General features: G+C 42.2%; 19 protein-coding genes and 1 pseudogene. 8 read left to right on the top strand and 12 right to left on the bottom strand.

Going from position 1 to position 22,007, the window contains the following annotated elements; genetic code table 11:
- Positions 1 to 26: 26 nt before the first annotated feature.
- The 6 genes from Aba26S_RS14645 to Aba26S_RS14620 form a co-directional block, all read right to left on the bottom strand.
- A complete protein-coding gene (locus Aba26S_RS14645; protein ID WP_043972985.1) occupies positions 27 to 1,421 on the bottom strand; it encodes a cytosine permease in 1,395 nt (464 codons plus the stop codon).
- Between the two features lie 310 nt (positions 1,422 to 1,731).
- Positions 1,732 to 3,201 (bottom strand): (Z)-2-((N-methylformamido)methylene)-5-hydroxybutyrolactone dehydrogenase, encoded by a 1,470-nt coding sequence (gene tgnC, locus Aba26S_RS14640; RefSeq protein ID WP_043972982.1) that lies wholly within the window; start codon positions 3,199 to 3,201, stop codon positions 1,732 to 1,734.
- Positions 3,202 to 3,212: 11 nt separating this feature from the next.
- A complete protein-coding gene (gene tgnB, locus Aba26S_RS14635; RefSeq protein ID WP_043972980.1) occupies positions 3,213 to 4,250 on the bottom strand; it encodes a flavin-dependent trigonelline monooxygenase oxygenase component in 1,038 nt (345 codons plus the stop codon).
- Positions 4,251 to 4,252: 2 nt separating this feature from the next.
- The gene (gene tgnA / locus Aba26S_RS14630) at positions 4,253 to 5,185 is read right to left on the bottom strand and encodes a flavin-dependent trigonelline monooxygenase reductase component (protein WP_043972977.1); all 933 of its coding nucleotides are present in this window, start codon (positions 5,183 to 5,185) and stop codon (positions 4,253 to 4,255) included.
- Between the two features lie 24 nt (positions 5,186 to 5,209).
- Positions 5,210 to 6,001: an alpha/beta fold hydrolase gene (locus Aba26S_RS14625; RefSeq protein ID WP_043972974.1), complete on the bottom strand. Its 792-nt coding sequence runs from the start codon at positions 5,999 to 6,001 to the stop codon at positions 5,210 to 5,212.
- Entirely contained in the window at positions 5,970 to 6,572 is a 603-nt protein-coding gene (locus tag Aba26S_RS14620; RefSeq protein WP_005238915.1) for an amino acid synthesis family protein, read from the bottom strand. The genes Aba26S_RS14625 and Aba26S_RS14620 overlap by 32 nt, the downstream gene beginning before the upstream one ends.
- Positions 6,573 to 6,724: 152 nt before the next feature.
- Between Aba26S_RS14620 and Aba26S_RS14615 the strand changes: the two genes are divergently transcribed.
- Both Aba26S_RS14615 and Aba26S_RS14610 read left to right on the top strand, forming a co-directional pair.
- Positions 6,725 to 7,390 carry a GntR family transcriptional regulator gene (locus Aba26S_RS14615; RefSeq protein WP_010589964.1) on the top strand — a complete coding sequence of 222 codons (666 nt, stop codon included), beginning with the start codon at positions 6,725 to 6,727 and terminating at the stop codon, positions 7,388 to 7,390.
- A gap of 56 nt (positions 7,391 to 7,446) precedes the next feature.
- Complete coding sequence (locus Aba26S_RS14610) at positions 7,447 to 7,734, top strand: DUF1330 domain-containing protein (RefSeq protein WP_043972971.1); 288 nt, start codon at positions 7,447 to 7,449, stop codon at positions 7,732 to 7,734.
- Between the two features lie 117 nt (positions 7,735 to 7,851).
- Here the strand turns inward: Aba26S_RS14610 and Aba26S_RS14605 are convergent, their stop codons facing one another.
- On the bottom strand, positions 7,852 to 8,694 hold the full coding sequence (locus tag Aba26S_RS14605) for an SDR family oxidoreductase (protein WP_043972969.1): 843 nt from the start codon (positions 8,692 to 8,694) through the stop codon (positions 7,852 to 7,854).
- Position 8,695: 1 nt separating this feature from the next.
- Positions 8,696 to 9,772, bottom strand: coding sequence for an amidohydrolase (locus Aba26S_RS14600; RefSeq protein WP_043972967.1), 1,077 nt, complete (start codon positions 9,770 to 9,772; stop codon positions 8,696 to 8,698).
- A gap of 466 nt (positions 9,773 to 10,238) precedes the next feature.
- Here Aba26S_RS14600 and Aba26S_RS14595 point away from each other — a divergent pair, with 466 nt between their 5' ends.
- The 3 genes and pseudogenes from Aba26S_RS14595 to Aba26S_RS21450 form a co-directional block, all read left to right on the top strand.
- On the top strand, positions 10,239 to 12,410 hold the full coding sequence (locus Aba26S_RS14595) for a TonB-dependent siderophore receptor (protein WP_043972964.1): 2,172 nt from the start codon (positions 10,239 to 10,241) through the stop codon (positions 12,408 to 12,410).
- A 48-nt stretch (positions 12,411 to 12,458) separates the two neighbouring features.
- Complete coding sequence (locus Aba26S_RS14590; protein WP_043973008.1) at positions 12,459 to 13,142, top strand: hypothetical protein; 684 nt, start codon at positions 12,459 to 12,461, stop codon at positions 13,140 to 13,142.
- A gap of 156 nt (positions 13,143 to 13,298) precedes the next feature.
- Positions 13,299 to 13,643 (top strand): annotated as a pseudogene (locus Aba26S_RS21450) (alpha/beta hydrolase); the annotation flags it as partial.
- Positions 13,644 to 13,702: 59 nt separating this feature from the next.
- Here the strand turns inward: Aba26S_RS21450 and Aba26S_RS21165 are convergent.
- The 4 genes from Aba26S_RS21165 to catM all read right to left on the bottom strand — a co-directional run bounded on the left by Aba26S_RS21165 (position 13,703) and on the right by catM (position 19,319).
- The gene (locus tag Aba26S_RS21165) at positions 13,703 to 13,813 is read right to left on the bottom strand and encodes a hypothetical protein (RefSeq protein ID WP_096911414.1); all 111 of its coding nucleotides are present in this window, start codon (positions 13,811 to 13,813) and stop codon (positions 13,703 to 13,705) included.
- 213 nt (positions 13,814 to 14,026) lie between these two features.
- On the bottom strand, positions 14,027 to 16,492 hold the full coding sequence (locus tag Aba26S_RS14585; protein WP_043972961.1) for an acyl-CoA dehydrogenase: 2,466 nt from the start codon (positions 16,490 to 16,492) through the stop codon (positions 14,027 to 14,029).
- A 352-nt stretch (positions 16,493 to 16,844) separates the two neighbouring features.
- On the bottom strand, positions 16,845 to 18,110 hold the full coding sequence (locus Aba26S_RS14580) for an OprD family outer membrane porin (protein WP_043972960.1): 1,266 nt from the start codon (positions 18,108 to 18,110) through the stop codon (positions 16,845 to 16,847).
- 291 nt (positions 18,111 to 18,401) lie between these two features.
- Positions 18,402 to 19,319 carry a cis,cis-muconate-binding transcription regulator CatM gene (gene catM / locus Aba26S_RS14575; protein WP_043972956.1) on the bottom strand — a complete coding sequence of 306 codons (918 nt, stop codon included), beginning with the start codon at positions 19,317 to 19,319 and terminating at the stop codon, positions 18,402 to 18,404.
- A 104-nt stretch (positions 19,320 to 19,423) separates the two neighbouring features.
- Here catM and Aba26S_RS14570 point away from each other — a divergent pair, with 104 nt between their 5' ends.
- The 3 genes from Aba26S_RS14570 to catA all read left to right on the top strand — a co-directional run bounded on the left by Aba26S_RS14570 (position 19,424) and on the right by catA (position 21,868).
- Entirely contained in the window at positions 19,424 to 20,533 is a 1,110-nt protein-coding gene (locus Aba26S_RS14570; RefSeq protein ID WP_043972954.1) for a muconate/chloromuconate family cycloisomerase, read from the top strand.
- Positions 20,534 to 20,547: 14 nt separating this feature from the next.
- A complete protein-coding gene (gene catC, locus Aba26S_RS14565; protein ID WP_043972950.1) occupies positions 20,548 to 20,838 on the top strand; it encodes a muconolactone Delta-isomerase in 291 nt (96 codons plus the stop codon).
- 109 nt (positions 20,839 to 20,947) lie between these two features.
- On the top strand, positions 20,948 to 21,868 hold the full coding sequence (gene catA / locus Aba26S_RS14560; protein WP_043972948.1) for a catechol 1,2-dioxygenase: 921 nt from the start codon (positions 20,948 to 20,950) through the stop codon (positions 21,866 to 21,868).
- Positions 21,869 to 22,007: the final 139 nt, after the last annotated feature.

Raw genomic sequence — 22,007 nt, 5'->3', positions numbered from 1 at the left:
TTGATTCCTTTCTCATCCAGTTCCGCTTATGCATTTGCATTGCATGCAGGACGATTACACTTAATCTTTCCGAGATTAAAGGCGTAATACACCACGAAGCTCACCACCAAACCAATCACCCATGAAATATCAACATCAGGAACGATATTGGCAAATGGCCCCGTAAAGAAAGCATTGGTGAGGAAAGGAATCTGAATCACGATACCTAAGAAATAGGCGATTAAGGCTTTGGTATGGAATTTCCCGTAAATGCCGCCGTCCTGAGCAAAAATAGATGGAATATCATAAGATTTCTTATTGATGACATAGAAGTCCAGCAAGTTAATCGAAACCCAAGGAACCAGAATAAATAACAAGGCAAAAATGATATTGAGGAAGAAACTGATAAAGTTGCTCGAAGCCCACAGTGCAGTAAAGGTCGCCAGAATTAAAACAATAATGGACAAACTGATACGCACATTTTTACTTGGCATCCACTGCCCCGCAAAAGTTTGAATCGAGGTGATACAAGACAGCACCGCACCATATAAATTCATGGCATTGTGTCCGATAATATTACACAGGAATAAAATCATCAGCACATAGCCAAATAGCCCTGTTCCAGATTTAACGGCTTCCATGGCATCTGTAGTCGAGCCAATACTCACCGCAACCGTTCCAAAGCTCATCGCAAAGATCGTACCAAGCGCAGCACCTAAATAGGTATAAATAAAGGGCTTATAAATCCCGATACTTTTAGGTAAATATCTCGAATAATCTGAGGTATAAGGTGAGAAACTGATTTGCCAGACCGCACATAAACCAAACATGGCAAACCAGCCTTTCAGGTTAAACGATCCTTTTGCCAAGACCTCTGCGTTGATATGCGGAATCATGATCATGAGGCCGATTAACAATGCCCCCCCCATAAACCAAGTACCAATTTTGTTGAACTTATGAATCAGGTGATAGCCCACAATCCCGATTGTTGTTGCAGCGATCGCACCCATCACCGTCGCAGTTGAAATAGGAATCGCTGGCACAACGGTATGCAATGTTTTCCCAGAAAGAATAATATTGGAAATAAAAAAACCGAGATAAATTAATGTGGTAAACAATACAACCAATAACGCACCATAACGTCCAAACTGTGCACGGCTCTGAATCATTTGGGGAATACCCACCTGTGGTCCCTGCGCTGAAGTCAGTGCCAGAATAGCTGAACCAAAAAAATGACCACAACAAATTGCGATCAACGCACTGATCAGACTTAACTTAAAGGTTAACATGGACATTGCACCGGTAATCACAGCCAAAGGTGCAATATTGGTACAAAACCACAAGGTAAATAAGTCCCGCACTTTTCCGTGACGTTCTGAAGGATCAACATAATCAATTGAATGACTTTCTATCGCGAAAGCATTTTTTTCATTTTGGCTCATATCCTTAATCTCTCTTTGAGGAACTCATTTCCTCAATATCAATTCGTGAGAGTAAACGTAGGTTTCACAACCTGCCTTGCCAGTGCCATATCCTGATGACCTGACATTTATTTCTGTTTTTTTCAGCTCATCGTTGAGCGATATGCATGAAAGCTCAGGAAAAAGATAAAAGAGCTTTGGTCGACGCATGGGGCATGCTCAACAAAAACTGGCTTTTCTCACTCAGCTTGGAATTTATGGAATTTCTGCGTTCTGCATTCTCATGTTTTCATCCTTGAAATAGAAATCCTGAACTCGACCTTTTGCAGCGTTATCGCATCACAAAAGGATCATCAATCGGTTGATCCGAGGTACGCAACCAGACCGTTTTTGTAGTGGTGTAATCCAGTACGGCATCAGAGCCGCCTTCACGACCATGACCAGATAAACCATGACCGCCAAAAGGTGCCAGTGGAGAAACGGCGCGATAAGTATTCAACCAGACAATGCCTGAACGAATGGCTTTGGTCATACGATGCGCGCGGTTTAAGTTGTTAGTAAACACACCTGCTGCCAGTCCATAAGGGGTATTGTTGGCTTTTTGAACCGCTTCTGCTTCGCTACTAAAACTCACCACAGACAAGACTGGCCCAAATAACTCAGTCATGACGCAATCTGCCTGCGGAACATCGCTACAATCCAGAATCGTTGGAGGATAGTAATATCCTGCTCTTGGCAATGATTTTCCGCCTGTTAATAATTTCGCCCCTTGCTGAATTGAGCTAGCAACGACCTGCTCAATTTTTTCACGCTGACCTAATGTGCATAAGGGTCCATATTCCGTTGCCATGTCTTCAGGCAAACCAATCTTAATGGTTTGTACCCGCTCAATCAGACGCTGCACAAACTCATCTTTAATACTTGCTTCAACCAGTAAACGTGAACCTGCAACACAACTCTGTCCTGTTGCCGCAAAAATTGCAGCAACTTGAGCATTAACCGCACTTTGCAGATCCGCATCAGCAAATACAATAAAAGGAGATTTCCCACCTAACTCAAGCGATACTTTTGCCAGATTTTCAGCAGAATTACGGACAATATGCCGTGCTGTTTCAGGACCTCCAGTAAATGCCACATGTGCAACATCTGGATGACTGCTTAACACTGCACCGCATTCAGGGCCAAACCCTGTAATGACATTGACCACACCTGCAGGAAAACCTGCTTCATGCACTAAGCGTGCAAAAGCCAGTAACGGTGCTGGACCCTCTTCTGATGCTTTCAGTACAACTGTACATCCAGCAGCCAAAGCCGGCCCCAGTTTTACCGCAGAAAGAAAAAGCTGACTATTCCATGGCACAATCGCTGCAATTACCCCGACAGGTTCGCGGATTGTCCAAGCCTGCATATCCTGCTTATCAATCGGTAAATAACTGCCTTCAAGCTTATCGGCAATCCCTGCATAATAACGATAATACTCAGCGACATAGGCAATTTGGCTCGATGTTTCACGAATAATTTTACCAGTATCACTGGTTTCATATTGAGCCAGTTGAGGCGCCGCTTTTTCGACTAGGTCAGCAAGCTTATATAACAATTTTCCACGCTGCGAGGCTGTTAAACCTGCCCAGGCACTATCTTGTAAAGCCTGTGATGCCGCAGCAACTGCTCTATTCACTTCATCTATACGTGCTTCAGGCATTTTGGCCCAAACTTGCCCCGTTGCCGGATTGATACTGTCAAACTGGGCAGAACCGTCTTCAAATTGACCATTAATATATAACTGGAATTGAGAAGTCATGCTCTTCTCTCCTATGCAAATGCAGGCATCACGTCATTGATCATACGAACTAACGAAGCTTTTTTACGTTCAAAGCTCATTCCTGTATCAATCCAGAATGAATATTCGTTATATCCCATCGCCTCATAGGCTTTTAAACGGTCAATCACTTCCTGTGCTTGACCAATCACGTTGTTTTGACGCATTGCTTCTGGTGTATAGAAAGGATGTTGAGCCATTTCTTCTTTACTGATAGGTGCAATGAGACCTTGATTAATTTCACGCTCATTTTTAAACCATGCACCAAAATAGTTATAGAATGCATTAATTTCATCTGCTGCAACTTGTGCGTCTTCTTCACTATCAGCGACATAAGTATGGCGCAATAACATAATTTCAGGACGTGGTACATCTGCAAACTTTTCACAAGCGGCATTAAAATGTCCCATCAATTTTTCGACTTCATCATCGCCAAAGTGCAATGGAGTCACTTGCACATTACACCCATTTTCAACTGCACACTCATGGCTATTCGGATCACGCGCCGCCACCCAAATTGGTGGATGGGGTTGTTGCAATGGTTGAGGTGCAGAGGTAGTTTTTGGGAACTGCCAAAACTCACCATTATGCTCATAATCGCCTTTCCATAGGTTCTTCACTGCAGGAATCATTTCACGCATACGCTGACCTGCACCCCATGCATCCATACCTGGCATCATTCGTTCATATTCAAATGAATAAGCCCCACGTGCGATACCGATATCTAAACGACCATTACTAATAATGTCCGTCATAGCTGCTTCACCTGCAAGTTTAATCGGATGCCAGAATGGGGCTACGACCGTTCCTGTACCCAAACGAACATTCTTGGTTTTATTCGCAATATCAGCCAGATTAATAAAGGGATTCGGTGCAATGGTAAAATTCATCGCATGATGTTCACCTGTCCAGATCGCATGCATGCCTCCCTGATCCGCAATCTGGCAAAGTTCAATCATTTCATCATAAAGCTGCTTCTGCGTTTGTTGATCAGAAACACGTTCCATGTGTACAAATAATGAAAAACGCATAGTTAAACTTCCTCTTTAACAATTTGACGAACCGTACCGCTGGTTTGATTGCCGTAATAAACTCCATAGGTTTTGAGATAATTTTCTTTACGGTAGCGCATCAACATACTTTGCAAAGCACTATCTACAAAACTAAGCTGATCTAAATCATTCAAATCAACAAATTGACCCTTGGTTGCATTGGCGATGGGGGTATTACATAAAAATGAGATGTATTGTTGCTGATTCTCTATATTTTCATAAACTGAATAGATAAAGCTGGCAGAAGCATCTGGTTGATAAGTAGCAAAAATTTTTTCAAGTGCTTTATCTGCACCATCCTTATCAACCAAGAGATGAGGAATCGTCCATTTTTGATCGGCCGTCTGTTCCAATAAAATTTTATTTTCATGTCCCATAATGGAACTAATTACAACTTTTGGCCCTGAAATAACTTCTGCCGAAAGTTTCGCTGGTGTGAAATAACCACCACGGTAATAACCCAAACCCGCAAAACCTGCTGAAGCAAAGTTTTCCACTTTACCAATCAAAATGGCATGATCACCAGCATCAACAATTTGAGATGTGGTGCAATCAAACCAAGCACTGACATGATCAATCAAAGGATTTTGAAAAGCACTTTTGCTCCATGCCAAATTGGCAAAACGGTCATCACTCGGACGTGCAAATGTATTTGAAATATCCTTTTGCTCTTCTGCCAAAATATTGATCGCGAAGTGCGAAGCATTTGCAAAGTTATGATAATTGCTTGATGTCTTGGCAATGCTAACGAGCAGCAAAGCTGGGTCCAAAGACACCGAAGCAAAAGAATTTGCTGTAAAGCCCAATGGGGTTCCATCTGCTTTACAAGTGGTCACTACTGTTACGCCTGTCATAAATGACCCAAAAGCATCACGTAGTTCACGTATTTTATTTATCGTATCCATTTCACTCATTGCCTTATTCCTTTATCAAGCAACTTAGACGCTGGTTTCCAACCATGCTTGCATTGCATTATTTACTTTATCTGGGGCGGTCAAATTCACCATATGTCGTTCATTTTCAATTACGATGGCCTTGCCATTTAGTGCTTGGCTTGCCATTTGTACTGCCATTTCAGCAGTCGAATTTGGGTCATCTGTTCCAGTTAAAACCAGTGCTGGACATTTAATTTTGGCCCAAGCATCTGCATAGGTTTCATCGCCATGTGCAAATGCAGAATAAGCCGTGGTATAACCTGATAAATCCACATTTTCCAACCATGATTTAACTCTCGCAGCAGCGATTTGCTCTGCTTCACTTTGGCCAAACCAACGCTGTAACGGGGTTTCAATATCAATATGACCCGTTTTTAACTCTTCTGCACGATGGACAACAGCATCTCGGGCAGTCGTTGTACGTCGATATACACCATTTAATACAGCCATTCGCTTAATCAAATCAGGGCGTGTTGCACTCACTCCTGCTGTAATCAATGAACCCATCGAATGTCCTGCTAAATTCACTGCACCGAGCTTCAATGCTGTAATAAATTCAATTGCCCAATCGACAAATGCTTTTAAAGGTGCACCATCTGCAAGTTTTGTACTTTGTCCATGTCCTGGCATATCCACCGAGATCACTCGATAATGTTTCGAAAAAAAATCAATTTGTGGATACCATGCTGCTGCTTGCATTCCAACTCCATGGATCAGAACCAGAGGTTCTCCTTCACCTTGTTCAAAATAATGAGCAATACGATTATTTGATAGCGGCAGGGTTTTTGAGATCATGACCTAACTCTTCCAAATCTTGATAACGGTCACCAATACGGTGATGAGGACGACCACCTGTTGCTGCACCAATCACCACCACCAACTCATCGGCAGCAGGCGCATCTGGGATTGCAAACTGTAAAGTCAAATAATGAGAACGGCGTCCCTCATCATTTTTGTCCATCATTGGAATTAGAATCGGTGCATTTGCGGGGCCACGAGTATTGTTAAATGCTAAATAAGATTTTGCGCCGACTGCACCGCGGTAAGTATTACCAAAATGTAAGGTATGGATCAGCGCAGAAGCATGTTCAAGCTCACCCTCCAAGCCAACGACAGCACTTTTACCAAACGCTTGTACAGCTTCGCCAGAACCAACTTCATCAAGAATCAGTTTGGTTAAATGTTCACTTAGAATCGGAGCAATACGACGAATTTCAGGGTTTAGGTTTTCTACATAGCCCTGTCCTGCCCATGGATTTTTAATCACTGCAGCGGCTGCAACCATTTTTAAAGGTGTTGATGCCTCTTTACCACCATCTATATAAGTCGTTTCCACATGAAGCACAGTTTTACGGATTAGATTCATTGTTCTTCCTTGCTTGAGAATACATCTTGCTATTCGTATTATGGTATACCATAATACATAATGAAAAAAAAGCAAGAGTTTGTTATGCTCATTTTTAGCAAGGAACATGTAACAAAATTCTGCATTACTGAAATATGGAAAGATTAATTCCTATGAATCTTAAAATTGAAAACCCGCCTGTGACTTTACGCGAGCTTTGTCTAGATAAACTACGTAATGCCATTATTACAGGCTATTTCCCTTCAGGAAAAAGGCTGGTTGAACGGACATTGTGTGAAGAACTGGGCGTAAGCCGTTCTGTGGTCCGCGAGGTGATTCGCTATCTGGAAGCCGAGGGTCTGGTTGAAATCTTGCCCAATAAAGGACCGATTGTTTCATTGCTGGATTGGGAAATTGCGTCACAGATCTATGAAATTCGTCTTTTACTCGAACAAAGTGCTGTTGCGGATTGCACCCAAAACCTGACCGATCAAACCACTCAGCAATTGAAACAGCTATTGGCAGAACTTGAACAAGCTTTCGTTGCGGATGATATTAATTTGATTATTGCAACCTCAGCAAAGCTCTATGAAACAATTTTTACCACAGCGAAACATTACATCGCGTGGGAAGTGGTGCAACGTTTAAATGGTCGTATTAGTCGTCTGCGAGCCATGACCATGAAATCAACTAAACGTGAAGTCTCAGGTTATCAACGTATAAAAAATATGTGTGAAGCCATTTACTTGCATCAAGATGCTGAGAAGGCCAAACAGGCTGTTGCTGAACATATTGCCGAAGCTGCCTCAGTAGCAAAAAACATTTTGGAAAGTTCATGATTCAAATGGAACTATAAATGCCGTTAAAGCCTTAAAGAGAACAAAAGGATATAAGAATGTCAGCTTACTGGATTGCACACGTTACGGTTCATGATCTGGAGCAATATAAACAATATATGGCTTTAGCACCGCAGGCTTTTGAAAAATATGGCGCAACGTTTCTTGCCAGAGGCGGCAACTCGACTTGCTTAGAAGGCACAGAATATCAACGTCATGTTATTATTGAGTTTTATGATTTAAAAACAGCTGAAGCTTGTTATCATTCAGAAGAATATTCAAAAGCACGCCTTGCCCGTCAAGGTTGCGCTGATGTAATGATCAGTATTGTAGAAAGTCTAGATTAATCGAAATATGCATAAAAGAAGGTTGAGCTCAACCTTCTTTTATGCACCTTAAAGCCATGAAGTTGCCTTCTTCAAATTAAATACAGCCTCAATGATTGAGAGAGCAGCTCAAGCATTTTAAGCTTTCTTTTTTTTACTTTTCTTGCTAAAAAAACTCAAGGCATATGAATAATGGGTCGGGCTAATACGCTGAATCAAATCCAGAACTTTGGCATCATTACCAATCAAGATCCGCGCTTTATCCGCTTTCACCGCATCTAGAATGATTTTAGCTGCCTGCTCTGGTGGGGTTTTTAAGACTTTATTAAATGCCTGACTGGCCTTGGCTGGATTCATGCCCAAGCTGCGAATACTGTCACTCATGCGGGCACTGTTGGCAATATTGGTGCGGATACCGCCTGGATGCACACAGGTTGCACTGAGGCCCTCATTTTGAAGTTTCAGCTCTTGTCTTAAAGATTCGGTAAAGCCACGAACAGCAAATTTGGTCGCATTGTAAGCACTTTGCGTTGGCTGTGCGGTTAAACCAAAAAGACTGGAAATGTTAATAATATGCCCTTCACCACTTTGCTTGAGATAAGGCAAGAACTCTTTAGTGCCATAAACGACACCCCAAAAATTAATCTTGAAAATCCATTCCAGTTCTTCATAGCTCATGCCTTCTACCGTACTGGCTAAGGCTACACCTGCGTTATTGAAAATCAGGTTGATCTTGCCATGTGCCTTGAAGCTGTCTTCAGCCCAATGACGAACGGCCTGCTGATCTGATACATCCAACTGAGTCAGGCTAACTTTGACTGGATATTGCTGTACTAAAGCCTGTGTTTCTTCCAAGCCTTTTTCATTGACATCACTCAGCGCTAAATCAGCACCCTGCTGTGCCAATAAAATTGCGAGTTGTTGCCCAATTCCTGACCCTGCACCCGTAATTGCAGCGACTTTTTGATTAAAACTTTTCATATCATGACTCTATTTTAAGTTGATAAAAATTGGCAGCGTTTTGTCTAAACATGGCATGTAAAGCCTGCTCACCATAAGGACTTAACATTTGGATATAAGCTTGAATTAAGTCAACCAAAGCAACGTTGGGTTTATCCATCGGAAAATTAGAAGCAAACATAATGCGATTGATTCCAAAAACCTGAATCGCATGTTGCAGCATTGGATTTAGTAAATTGACAATTTCAGAGATTGTTGCTGTTCGCTGTTGCTGATAAAAGCGATGTCCAAGTACTGGCATCATCAAGCCTGATATTTTGGCATAGACATTTTTCTGCTCGGCGAGGCGTGCCAAATCCTGTTGCCATTGCTGAAAAATCGCTATCCGTTGTGCTGGCGTTTTTCCTGTACGTTTACCCACGGCGCCAAATAGTCCCGCAGGTGTGGCCAAATGGTCGACTACAATCCTTGTTTGAGGGAATTGCCGAGCCAAGGCGGTTATCTCAGATAATTGTGTTGAGTAGCCCCATGCATCAAAGGACAAATCCAGTCGTGCCAGTTGCTCAAAGCCTTTGAGAAATTTTTTGTGCTGATATAAATGCGGCCGATCACACCATCGATAAATACCAGTGTCCTCATGCCACGCTGCCATTTTTCGAATACCACGAAATAGCGGACTTGCCTCTTGATGTGCGTTAAGAATGTCTTTGAATTTCCGGTCTCGGGGATCAGCTGTTGCAACAATGGCACCGAGTTTTAAGCCTTGCGCTTTAAAGTCTAATTGCTGAATCCACTGGGTTTCTTCCACCACGCCAAAGCCTTTGTGATGATGCCAATTGGCTTCAACATGCACCACACTTTCCACTAAGAATGACACGCTGTCGGCGTGATAATTTTCAGGCAAATAAGGACTTAAAGCATATTGCGTGATTCCTAAACTTTCCAACAAGGGTTTGGGTTTGACCCAGCGAATGACTCGATCCATCGCGGCAGGATATTTCCCTAAAACTTTGACCAGGAACGCTGCTGAATGAGGGGTGTGATAAGGATCCCACTGATGAATATGAGGATCAATTATTGCAAAATCTAATCTTTTCATTTTTAGACTCTATGTCATTTTAAATATTGTGTTTTGAGTGTTATACATCCATGCCTCATGTTACTTATGTTCTAACTCATCCTGATCATTTAAGCCTACTGAACAAGTGATTATGCATAAAATGATTTATTTAAATATTGAACTATGAATGACATTCATTGCCATGTTCTGACAAAGCATAAATAATGAAATAATTATGATAAATTTTATAAGCTTACGAATATGTTCCTTTCAATAACGCCCCTCTTTTTTTCTTGAGTAAAAATAAAATCATTTTTAAAAAATAATGAACGTATTATCAATTGCTTAATTTTTTTCACTGCATTACTGCGGCTCAAGTTCTTGTAAATGATTCTTATTTAAATATACTTAAGCACTTTCTATGGCCTTGCATATGTCGCCGTCTGCTTAAATGGCCATGCCTCTCCTGCCTCAACTTCATGTTCTGTATCGCTCAGGTATGCTTATGTCTGCATTCTCCCCACGTAAAAATCTCATTACTGTTGAAATTTTAAAACATAGCAGTCCTTTGCTGTTATCTCTCCTTCCTGTTGCATCATGGGCAGAAACGGCGGTGGTTCAACCCACGCAACTACAGACCATTAGCGTGCAGGCTGAATCCAGCACTGGTTATATTGGATCACAATCGGCATCGACCTTGAGAGGCAATCAAAAAAATCTGGAAAGTCCACAAACAGTCAATGTAGTGTCTAAGCAGTATGTGAAGGATTATATGCCTGCAAACTTAGACAATGCGCTGACTCAAGTGAGTGGTATTACCCAAGGCAATACATTAGGGGGCACTCAAGATACCGTGATGAAACGCGGCTTTGGTGAAAATCGTGACGGTTCAATTACCGTCAATGGTATGCCGATTGTACAAGGTCGCACCATGAATGCCGCCGTTGAACAAGTTGAAGTGTTAAAAGGCCCAGCTTCTTTACTTTATGGCATCATGGACCCAGGGGGGGTGGTCAATGTTATTACTAAAAAACCTGAACGCACACAAAAAACCGAGCTTTCAGTTTATGGGTCAAGTTTTGCTGCCGGTAAAAATGGTTTAGGTGCCAGTCTGGATAGCACGGGTGCAATTAATGACAGTAACTTTGCCTACCGTTTTATTGCAGATCATTCCGATGCGGACTACTGGCGTAATTTTGGCAATCTAAAGCAGACCTTGATCGCCCCATCCTTAGCTTGGGATAATGGCCAAACCAAAGTCAATCTCAGCTATCAATATCGTCATTTTGATGTCCCTTTTGATCGCTCAACCATTTTTGATCCAAACACCAAAAAAGCTTTACCGATCTCTAAATATCAACGCTTAGATGAAGCTTTTAACCAGATGAAAGGTGAAGATCATCTGGCACAACTATTGGTTGATCATCAAATTAATGATACTTGGTCAGCTCATTTCGGCTATACCTATAACTACGAAACCTATGATGCCAACCAGTTACGTGTACTTTCATTAGATACTGCTAATCACACTGTGACACGTCGTACCGATGCGACCTTAAATGCAGAAAGTGTCGACAGTAATGCCCAGGGCTATCTCAATGGCTCGGTCAATCTGTTCGGTTTAAAGCATGATATTCAAATCGGTTCAGATATCGAATACCGTAAATATTTCCGTCCCGATATGGTTCGTAGTACTACTACTTCTACAATAGATTATTTAAATCCAAGTTTTGGAACTGTCAAACCATCTCGTGAGATCAGTGATAACGATAGTGACCAAACTGATAAATTGCATACCTATGGTTTTTATGTGCAAGATGCGATTCATTTAAATGAACAATGGATTGCAGTACTCGGTGGACGTTATTTGCACTATCAACAAACCGCTGGGCGCGGCAGACCATTTAAAGAAAATACCAACAGCAATGATGATGCTTGGCTGCCCCATGCAGGTTTAGTCTATCAATGGAATGATCAACTTTCCTTCTATGGCAGCTATACTGAGTCACTCAAACCGAACTCCTCGATTGCGCCTTTAGGTGGCAATGCTGTTATTGACGCAGATGTCCAACCTGAACAGGCAAAATCCTATGAAGTTGGTGCAAAATATGAATTTAATGATCGTATTAAGGCCAACTTTGCACTCTATGATATAAAAAAACGTAATGTGCTCGCCAAAATAACCAACGCTGCAAAAGAAGTCGAACTGCATACCACAGGCGCCGTACGTTCTAAAGGTGCTGAACTAGATCTTACCGGCCGTCTGACCGATCAGCTTGATGCAACCCTGACCTATGCCTATACCGATGCCAACGTCACTGAAGATGAAATTGGTCTACAAGGCAATCGTTTGAGTAATGTCGCACGAGATACCGCGTCGCTTGCGCTGGCCTATAATTATGGTGAACTTTATCATGGCAACTTACGTTTAGGTCTCAGTGGCAATTATGTGGGTAAACGCGCAGGTGATTCAGAAAACACCTTTGATTTGCCTGAGTATACATTGGCCAATGCCTTTATCAGCTATGACACCACCATTGCCAAACAAGCAGTCAACTTCCAATTTAATTTAAATAATCTCTTTGACAAAACCTATTACACCGCCAGTGTCAATAATCTGGCCGTATCTCAAGGTGATTCTCGCCAAGCCGTATTGCGTGCAACCTTTAAATTCTAAAACATGATATCGGCGCAGCAAGTTCATGACTGCGCTTTTGGGATTAATATGAAAAAGCTTATTTCTATCATGGCGGTGATCATTGCATTCTGCGTATGGACATCTTCTGTTTATGCCCAAGCCCGAATTGCACTGGTCTCTCAGATCCATGGTGCATCCTCAGCCATAGATGTTGCGATTCAAAAACACTTACAGCATCAAGGCTATCAAGTTGAAATATTCGATCAATCGATTTCCCCTGACCATTTAAAAAACACCGATCTCGTGATTATTTCTTCAACGGTGGCTTCCAAAAATCTGCAATCAGGTTGGCGACAACTGCCGATTCCACTAATGACATGGGAAAATGATTATCTGGATGATCTAGCCATGACTGGCAAACGAATCCATACCGATTTTGGCGAGGTTGAAAAAGAGCGTTACTTATGGCTGGTCAATGCCCCACACCCCTTGTCTGCACAACTCTCGGCAGGGACGCATAATGTATATAAGGCACAAGCGCCAATGAGTTGGGGTAAACCGGGATTAGGTGCCACCATTATCGCGACTATTTATGGGCAACCTGAAAAAGTGGCAATCTGGGGCTATGAAAAAGGTGCAACCATGGACTATGAATCACTTGCCCCAGCAAAACGGCTGATGTTTTTTCTCAACAATGATACCTTTACCAATCTATCAGCAGAGGGTTTAAAACTGTTTGATGCCGCGATCCAATGGTCACTGAGGAAGTAAAAGCCCTGCTTAGATTTCAGTTTGCCAGAACTGGTGCATTTAAACAGGCATCAGTTCAATCCGCTCCAAGCCATAGATTTCACCAAAGATACCAATCCATCAGTCACTATCAAAAAAAGATATCGGTTAATACCCATTTATTATGTTTCGTCCTCCACCCAACAACATTTACCCGTTGCTGTACTAGATTTAGCAGCTGATAGCGATGCTTATCTCTGGTAAAAATAGATAAGTTTCACGAAAGTTGCTGTCAGGATTTAACCCAAGATGCAGGCTTCGCAATAAGGGGGACTCAAAAGCCTCTTTAGCCACTAGCTTTGGCGATAACCTGAGCAACCCTGAAAATCAAGCCGTCATGTCTGATCGATTGAATGCAAAAAAGTCATTTCGCTCAATGCCAGTCACGCTCCATTAACTTCACAACCGAAAGAGATCTCCGCCTTGATTACAGAAGCTGTGGCATTTCTAAGCAAATCAATGATCTGTGACAGAGGAAAATAGCAATTCCCGCTGTCATCTCTTCATTCAATTCAGTTTCAATAAGGCAGCACAGTCACGGTTTACAGTAAATATTCCCAGATCATGTAGCCTAATCCGAATCCAATGAATGCATACAGTGTGATAATGAAGAACACAAAACTGGCATTATTCTTTTTTTTCAAAAAACTCATATCGGCACCTTTGGCTTTGCTCAACTCATATTGTTATAGTGCAATAAGATACAGAACAAGGAAAGACACAGAATTTTCTAAAAAAAATATAACAGATCAGCATAAAAATTTAGAATTGTTATGAAAAACAGCCCAGAATATGATTAAAGTATGAGTGATCTCACCCCTAATATATTAAGGACTGTTCTCAGTTGATCTCAACAGCCTAACAAATCAGCTATTAAGGTGCGGATTTTCAAGTGGTAAATCATGTTCTAAATGTGCATCAAAAATATCGGTCAGCATACTGTCATAACGTTTGGCATTGTATTGTAAAAGCCATTCTGCCTCTGCCTCGCTAATAAATCCGATTTCAACCGCATTGGCGATTCTTTCCTCAAAAGTCAGTCCACTAAACTGATCTTTTGACTCGGCTTTCTTGAATTTATTCCACAACGGTTGTCGCTGTAATAACATCTGAAAGGTCGATTCCATACGTCCCATCACATCATTGGCATCGGTACTGTAGTAAACGTGTTGTTTCAATTGCTCACGGAATGTATGTTCTTGCATAATCAACTGAGCAACCTCCTGCTTTAACTGATCCGATGGCGCCGTAATCGGGCGACCAAATGGAAAACAGATCAATCTCACCATGCAGGCAGCAAGTTTCATCGGGAAATTAGCATAGAAACCAAAGAAGGCTTCTTGCACTTGATATAACGCTTTATTTAACGCCAATTCGGCATGCTTCTGTTCAGCCTCAGTTCGTTGTCCATGCTCATAGTATTTCAAGATTGCCGTTGCGATAAATAAATGTGCATGGATATCCGCCAAACGCCCAGACAGCATTTCTTTACGTTTTAAATCACCCGCTAGTATGCCCAGCGCCATGTCTGCCGTTAAGGCAAAATTAGCGCTGAAACGGTTGATCTTGCTGTAATAAGGTTTAGAAAAATCATCGGCCTGTTGAGAGCCTGCATTGGAACCACCGCTGATACCATACGCCAATGCTTTGGCAGCGCGATTAAAGGTATAAGCCAGGTGTTTAAACAATAGCGGCGAAAATTGCTTGAACGCAGCGGCTTTCTCTTCGGATTGCAATAACTGTAATTCTTCAAACAAATAAGGATGGCAACGCATCGAGCCTTGACCAAAAATCATCAAAGAACGGGTCAGAATATTTGCCCCTTCCACTGTAATTGCAACCGGAATAGATTGATAAGTCAGTGCGAGGAAATTACGGGGGCCTAACTGAATTGCGCGGCCACCAACCACATCCATACCATGATTGACCACTTTTCGCATGGTTTCAGTCGCATAGTATTTGGCCATTGCCGTCATCACGGCTGGCGTTCCGCCTTGATTTAAACCACAAGTAACAAGATAGCGGAAGGACTCCAACATATAGGCATCACTGGCGATATCACTGGTTGCCTCTTGCACCCCTTCAAAATGCCCGACTGAGATTTTGAATTGTTGACGCACACTGGCAAATGCACCGACCAGTAAATAACTCATTTCCGCTCCTGCCGTTGCCAGAGCAGGCAATGAAATCCCCCGACCCACACCGAGGCATTCCATCAGCATCCGCCAGCCTTTACCCGCATTTTGCTGTCCACCAATAATCCAGTCCAGTGGAATAAAAACGTCACTGCCCTCAACCGTACCATTCATAAACGGCGCACCCGGATTATGGCGAGGCCCAATCTTGATTCCATCATGATCCGCCGGAATCAAGGCACAGGTAATACCATATTCCACTTTCGCCTTATCACCTAACAAACCTTCTGGATCATACAGTTTAAACGCCAAGCCAATGACCGTAGCAATCGGTGCAAGGGTAATCCAGCGCTTGGAGAAGTTCATTTTTAAACCCAGCACCTCTTGGCCTTGGTACTGTCCATAACAGACCACGCCAGTATCAGGAATTGCACCTGCATCCGAACCCGCTTCAGGGCTGGTCAAGCCAAAACAAGGCACTTCTGTCCCATTTGCCAGCCCTGGTAAATAGCGTTGTTTTTGTTCCTCGGTGCCATAGTGCAGCAGTAATTCACCCGGACCAAGTGAATTCGGTACCATACAGCTGACTGCTGCAGTGAGCGAGCGAGAAGCAATTTTGCTCATAATCCGACTTTGAGCAAAAGGCGTAAACTGTTTACCGCCGAATGATTTTGGAATAATCAGGCCTAAGAAACCTTTGTCTTTGATAAATTGCCAGACCTCAGGCGGCAGGTCTTTTTCTTGATGATGAATCTGCCATTCATCCAACATTGAACAGAGTTGTTGGACTTCATTGTCCAAAAAGGCTTGTTCTTCTGTCGATAAAGTCGGATACGGATATTGATCAAACTTTTCCCAATCCGGCGCCCCCATAAACAGTTCTTTTTCCCACCAACTGGTCCCCGCTTCTAAAGCTTCTCTTTCCGTAGTACTCATACTCGGCATGGCTTTTGAAAGAATATTAAAGGCAGGCCGACTCACCAAAGCATCACGTAACGGTGCAATCAGTACAATCACACTAGCAAGAATAATCGGTACCCCCAATAACAGACTCCACGGTGTGATCAACACACTACAGAAAATGGCAGCGACAATGGAAATAAGACAGCCAACCATTCGATTGGCTTCAAAATAAAAAACAGCCCATACCACAACGAGCTGAATCAATAGGCCAAGCAATATCAATAATACAATCATATTTGCTCCGTTATCTCAGATTGGGATGAAGATGAAATGAGAAAGATCTAAATTAATTTATAATGAAAGTCATTCTTCAATAAACAAAATGGCTATTTTTTATTCTACATATCAAAGCGCTATTTGCTTGATTAACTACTAAAATTTACACAAAGTCATTCAGATGACACCGAAACTGAGTTTCTTGCTTACGCAAGCTTACTGAACCAACAAATTGTGATTATTCACACGATAAATCTAAAAATAAAATAACAAATACTTTTTTCTATCTTTAAAAATTTTGATTAAAAAAAACCATCTTATTCGCAAAATTAAATAAGATGGACTAATCGATTTTGTATTGAATCGACAATTAAAACTGATGTGTATACGTCGTCATGATTCGATTTTCGACAAAATCTGTGCCAGGATTATTGCCTGCGCCGTATTGAATATCGGCTCGGATATGTCGCCATTCAAAACCCAAACCTTTCAATTTACCTTCGGGTACGGTGTAATTGACGATCACATTTGTCTCGGTTTCTTTATTATCCTTAAAGCCTTGCCGATAAATTTCACTGCCATTTAAATAGCGTAAAGTCAGTTTTAACCCGGGGAGACCCTGTTCTTTAAAGTCATAACTATATAATACATGCCAAGTGAATTCTTTAGCCTTATAAAAAGCAAGTGCAGACCAGCTTTGTAAATAGGCTTGCGGTACATAACCGTTCAACAAAGGAATATTATTCTCACCCATATGTTTTTGCAGACCAGTCAAAATGGTATGCGGTCCATTTTGCACACTGGCTTGCAGACCGATCGACTGGACGTCAATATTGCCAAAATAAGCCTCACCATCTTGTTTATAGTTAAAGTAGCGGGCATCCACTTTAAGCTTGCTTTTGTTGACCGTTTCCGTAAAGGCCGCACTCAAATATTGTTGTTGGTAAATATCTTCAAGCTGCCCAAACCAATAAGACCCAGTCAACTGAGGGGTAAATTGATAATCGAGACCTAGAAAATTCAACCCGTCACTTCTTTTGTTTGGGTCTGTCGAGTTACCTAAGGTGAATTTTCGATATTCATCATCATCTCGGGCATTCACATGAGTAAAACGCCCTGCTGATACTTTCAAATTTTTGATGTCCTTACTTTCTAGCATTGCGCCCGCGTAGGTGGTGACCAACTGCCGAGAATCATCAATAAACAGTACCGGTGTTTTGGGGAAAAGCTCACCGACTTTCAGTTCAGTATTGCGATATTTAAATTTCAAAGTCGCACCTAATTTTAAATAATCGCGCTCCTGTCGACCTTGATGCTGATCATATTTAAATACAGTATCCAGACGTCCATCATAGCGATCCGTTAAACGCAGTGCATATTGAAAGCCCATATCCAAACCGACTTGAATCGGTGTATCGGTATAGCCAGATTCAAAGCGTCCTGTCATCGCCTGAGACCAACTGCCCAGATCTTTATTGGTTCCTTCAAAATCGCGTTCTAAATAAAAGTTGCGTAGATAAATGCTTTTTTCACTGTCTTCTAAAAAATCCGCATAAGCCAGATTGATATTAAGACAGCCAAACAGTGTGTACAGTGCCACGCGCTGTGCTTTATACAGCGTATCTGGTTTTAACATGGGAAATCCTTTCCTGAGTATTTGAAATTCTTATTCATTCACGTCATGGGTACATCTGCACTCATCACGTCGACCACGCTTCCCGATACCTTTTAAAAACCTGCATAAATTCAGGAAGATATATTTGAGCAAATATTGGTCATGCTTTTATTATTTGAATTATTAATGTAATTTTCCATAGATAATGAAGTATATAGTTATACCTTTTAAGTTTGGTTTTAGGTTATTTTCATCACAATTAAAAAGCGATCATGATGACCGCTGATAAGTAAACTGAGTACTTCGAGTGGCTTAGTCACCCTCTAGTTGGATCGGAATGCCTTCTTCTTCAAATACTTGCTTAACGCATTCTAAAATCTGCGGTAGATACGGACTCTGATCCATATTACGCACCGCCAATGAAATTGGGGTATAGGCCTCCAAATCCAGAATGGGGATATACACCAGATTCTTCATACCAATGTCACTGGCACTTTCTGGAATCAAGCAAATCCCCTCACCTGATGACACCAAACCAAGCGCCATATGAATTTCCCGTACCTCGACCATGTCTTTAGGCACCAGCCCCAAATCGGTGAAAATCGATTGAATCAAAGTTGAAAAATTTGGTTTTTGGGTCGCGGGATAAGAAAAAATAGGTTCATCAATGATCTGGGATAGATAAATCCCCTGATCGATAAAGCGGGTTAAATGATGGTTTTTATGAATGGCCAATTTAAGTTTTTCTTTGCGCAATAAAATCCGTTTAATCGCAGGATCACTAATTCTTAGGCGTCCAAAGCCTAGATCGATTTTACCCAGCTTTAACGCTTCGATCTGATCTTTGGTACCATGCTCAACCAACTCCACCTGAATATCAGGATGATTTTGACGGAATAGATAAATCACTTGCGGTAACAGCGCATAAAGCAATGAGCTGACATAGCCAATACGTACAATCTTATTCACTGTGCTAATGCGTTTTGCCATTGAAGCCGCTTGAGCGGTATGGGTTAAAATCTGCACCGCATGCTGATAAAAAAACTGCCCCGCTTCTGTGGTTTTCACAGGCCGAGAACCACGTTCAAATAACAGGATACCGAGTTCCTCTTCCAGCTTTTGGATCTGACGGCTTAATGGTGGTTGTGCAATACATAACTTTTCTGCCGCTTTGGTAATGCTCTGTTCCTCGACTACCGTCACGAAATAACGAAGATGTCTTAATTCCATTTAATATACCTTTTAAGTATCTAAAAATACCAAATTCAGCCTAGTTCTAAATATTACATTAATTTAGGGTATGTAAATAGCTCAGGATCAAAGAAATACCCAAGATGTATAAATCCATAGAAACCCTACTTGTCGAGATCCCAACTATCCGCCCACATAAGATGGCGGTTGCAACTATGCAAACCCAAACCTTGGTTCTCATTAAAGTGACAACAGAGGATGGTTTAATTGGTTGGGGTGAAGCAACGACCATTGGCGGTTTGGGTTATGGCGATGAAAGTCCTGAAAGTGTCAAAACCAATATCGAGCATTACTTTTCGCCATTGTTAAAAAGCTTGGGCAGTTTTAATGTGGCTCAGACCCTACAGGCCATTCAACACAGTATCAATGGAAACCGTTTTGCTAAATGCGCCATTCAAACGGCGCTACTGGATATTCAGGCGCAACGTTTAGGTTTACCGCTCAGTGAAGTATTAGGTGGGCGCCTACGTGATAGTGTCCCTGTACTTTGGGTTTTAGCCTCTGGCAATACTGAAAAGGACATTGCTGAAGCAGAAAAAATGATCGCGTTAAAACGCCACAATGTGTTCAAGCTCAAAATCGGTTCCCGCCCAGTTGAGCAGGATGTTGAACATGTACTGGCAATTAAACAAGCCTTAGGCACAGAGGTTTCGATTCGTGTCGATGTCAACCGTGCATGGTCTGAATTAAATGCGATTAAAGGGATTCAAATGCTTCAGGATGGTGGAGTCGATCTGATCGAGCAACCGTGTGCAATTCACAATATTGACGCCATGCAACGCCTGACGCGCAAGTTCGATATTGCCATTATGGCGGATGAATCGTTAACCGGTCCGCAAAGTGCATATCAACTGGCAAAAAGCAATGCTGCCTCAGTGTTTGCAGTAAAAATTGCCCAGTCAGGCGGTCTGATTGAAGCCTGTGAAGTCGGAAAAATTGCCAATCTGGCAGGGATCGATCTTTACGGTGGAACCATGTTGGAAGGTCCAGTTGGCACCATCGCTTCCGCACATGCCTTCTCTACCTTTAGCAATTTAGCCGCTGGCACGGAACTGTTTGGTCCACTGTTACTCACGGAAGAAATTTTAAAAACACCGCTTCAATATGGCAATTTTGAACTCAAAATTCCAACTGGTCCGGGTCTCGGTATTGAACTGGATGAAGACAAAATCGACAAGCTGCGTCGTCAATAATTCAAGGAGTTGCCATGCTTTTTCATGTACGAATGGATGTAAATATCCCGCTCGATATGCCAGTTGAACAGGCCAATCAAATTAAAGCTGTTGAAAAGGCCTATTCACAAGATTTACAGCGTCAAGGCAAATGGCGTCATATCTGGCGCATCACCGGACAATACTCAAACATCAGTATCTTTGATGTGGACAGCAATGAAGAACTGCACAATATTTTACAGGGTCTGCCGCTATATCCCTACATGAAGATTGAAGTGATGGCGATGAATCGTCATCCATCAGCCATCCGCGAAGATGATAGCTAAAGTATCCGAATCACAACAGAATTTGAACAAGGAATGTGGCAAGCCAAGCAAGCAGCAAAACAGCAAGTCTGCGAGCCACCAAAAATTATCATACTTCAGGAGATTATGTATGAACCGTCAAGAAATCGATGCACTGGTTAAAAAAATGAATGTGGATACTGCGACAGGTGAAGTCAATCCACGTGTACAACAAATTGTGGTTCGTCTGCTCGGTGATCTGTTTCAGGCGATTGAAGATTTAGATATCTCGCAAAGCGAACTGTGGAAAGGTCTGGAATACTTTACCGATGCAGGCCAAGCCAATGAACTCGGTTTATTGGCAGCAGGCTTAGGTCTTGAGCATTATCTAGATTTACGTGCCGATGAAGCAGATGCCAAAGCAGGTATTACGGGTGGAACTCCACGTACCATTGAAGGTCCACTCTATGTGGCTGGTGCCCCAGAATCTGTCGGTTTTGCCCGTATGGATGACGGTTCTGAATCGGACAAAGTCGATACCTTATTCATCGAAGGAACGGTCACTGATTCTGAAGGTAATATTATCGAAGGCGCTAAAGTCGAAGTTTGGCATGCCAACAGCTTAGGTAACTATTCATTCTTTGATAAGTCCCAATCTGACTTTAACTTACGCCGTAGCATTTTATCGGATGCCGATGGTCACTATGTGGCACAAACGACCATGCCTGTGGGCTATGGCTGCCCACCTGAAGGGACTACTCAAGCAGTGCTGAACTTGCTCGGCCGTCATGGTAACCGCCCTTCTCATGTGCACTATTTTGTTTCTGCACCAGGCTATCGCAAATTAACTACGCAGTTCAATATCGAAGGTGATCAATACCTGTGGGATGACTTTGCCTTTGCAACACGTGAAGGCTTGGTCGCAACTGCTGTTGATGTGACTGATGAAGCTGAACTTGCTCGTCGTGGTGTGAATAAACCATTCAAACACATTACGTTTAATGTGGAATTGGTGAAGGAAAAAACAGGTGCGCCAAGTACCGAAGTTGACCGTCGTCGTGTCGGTGCTTAACTTCCCAAAATCACTGTGAGCTAGACCTGAGCTCACAGTTTTTAAATTTCTATGCATACCCGTTTATACCGAAATCTGTATGTATAGAAATTTGAAAACATGGATAAAAGGTTGGCCTTATGATTGATAAAAGCACGCT

The organism is Acinetobacter sp. NBRC 110496, from assembly GCF_000876115.1.
Lineage (GTDB): Bacteria > Pseudomonadota > Gammaproteobacteria > Pseudomonadales > Moraxellaceae > Acinetobacter.
The sequence above is the reverse complement of the archived record's forward strand: the minus strand, read 5'-3'. Positions and strand labels throughout refer to the sequence as shown.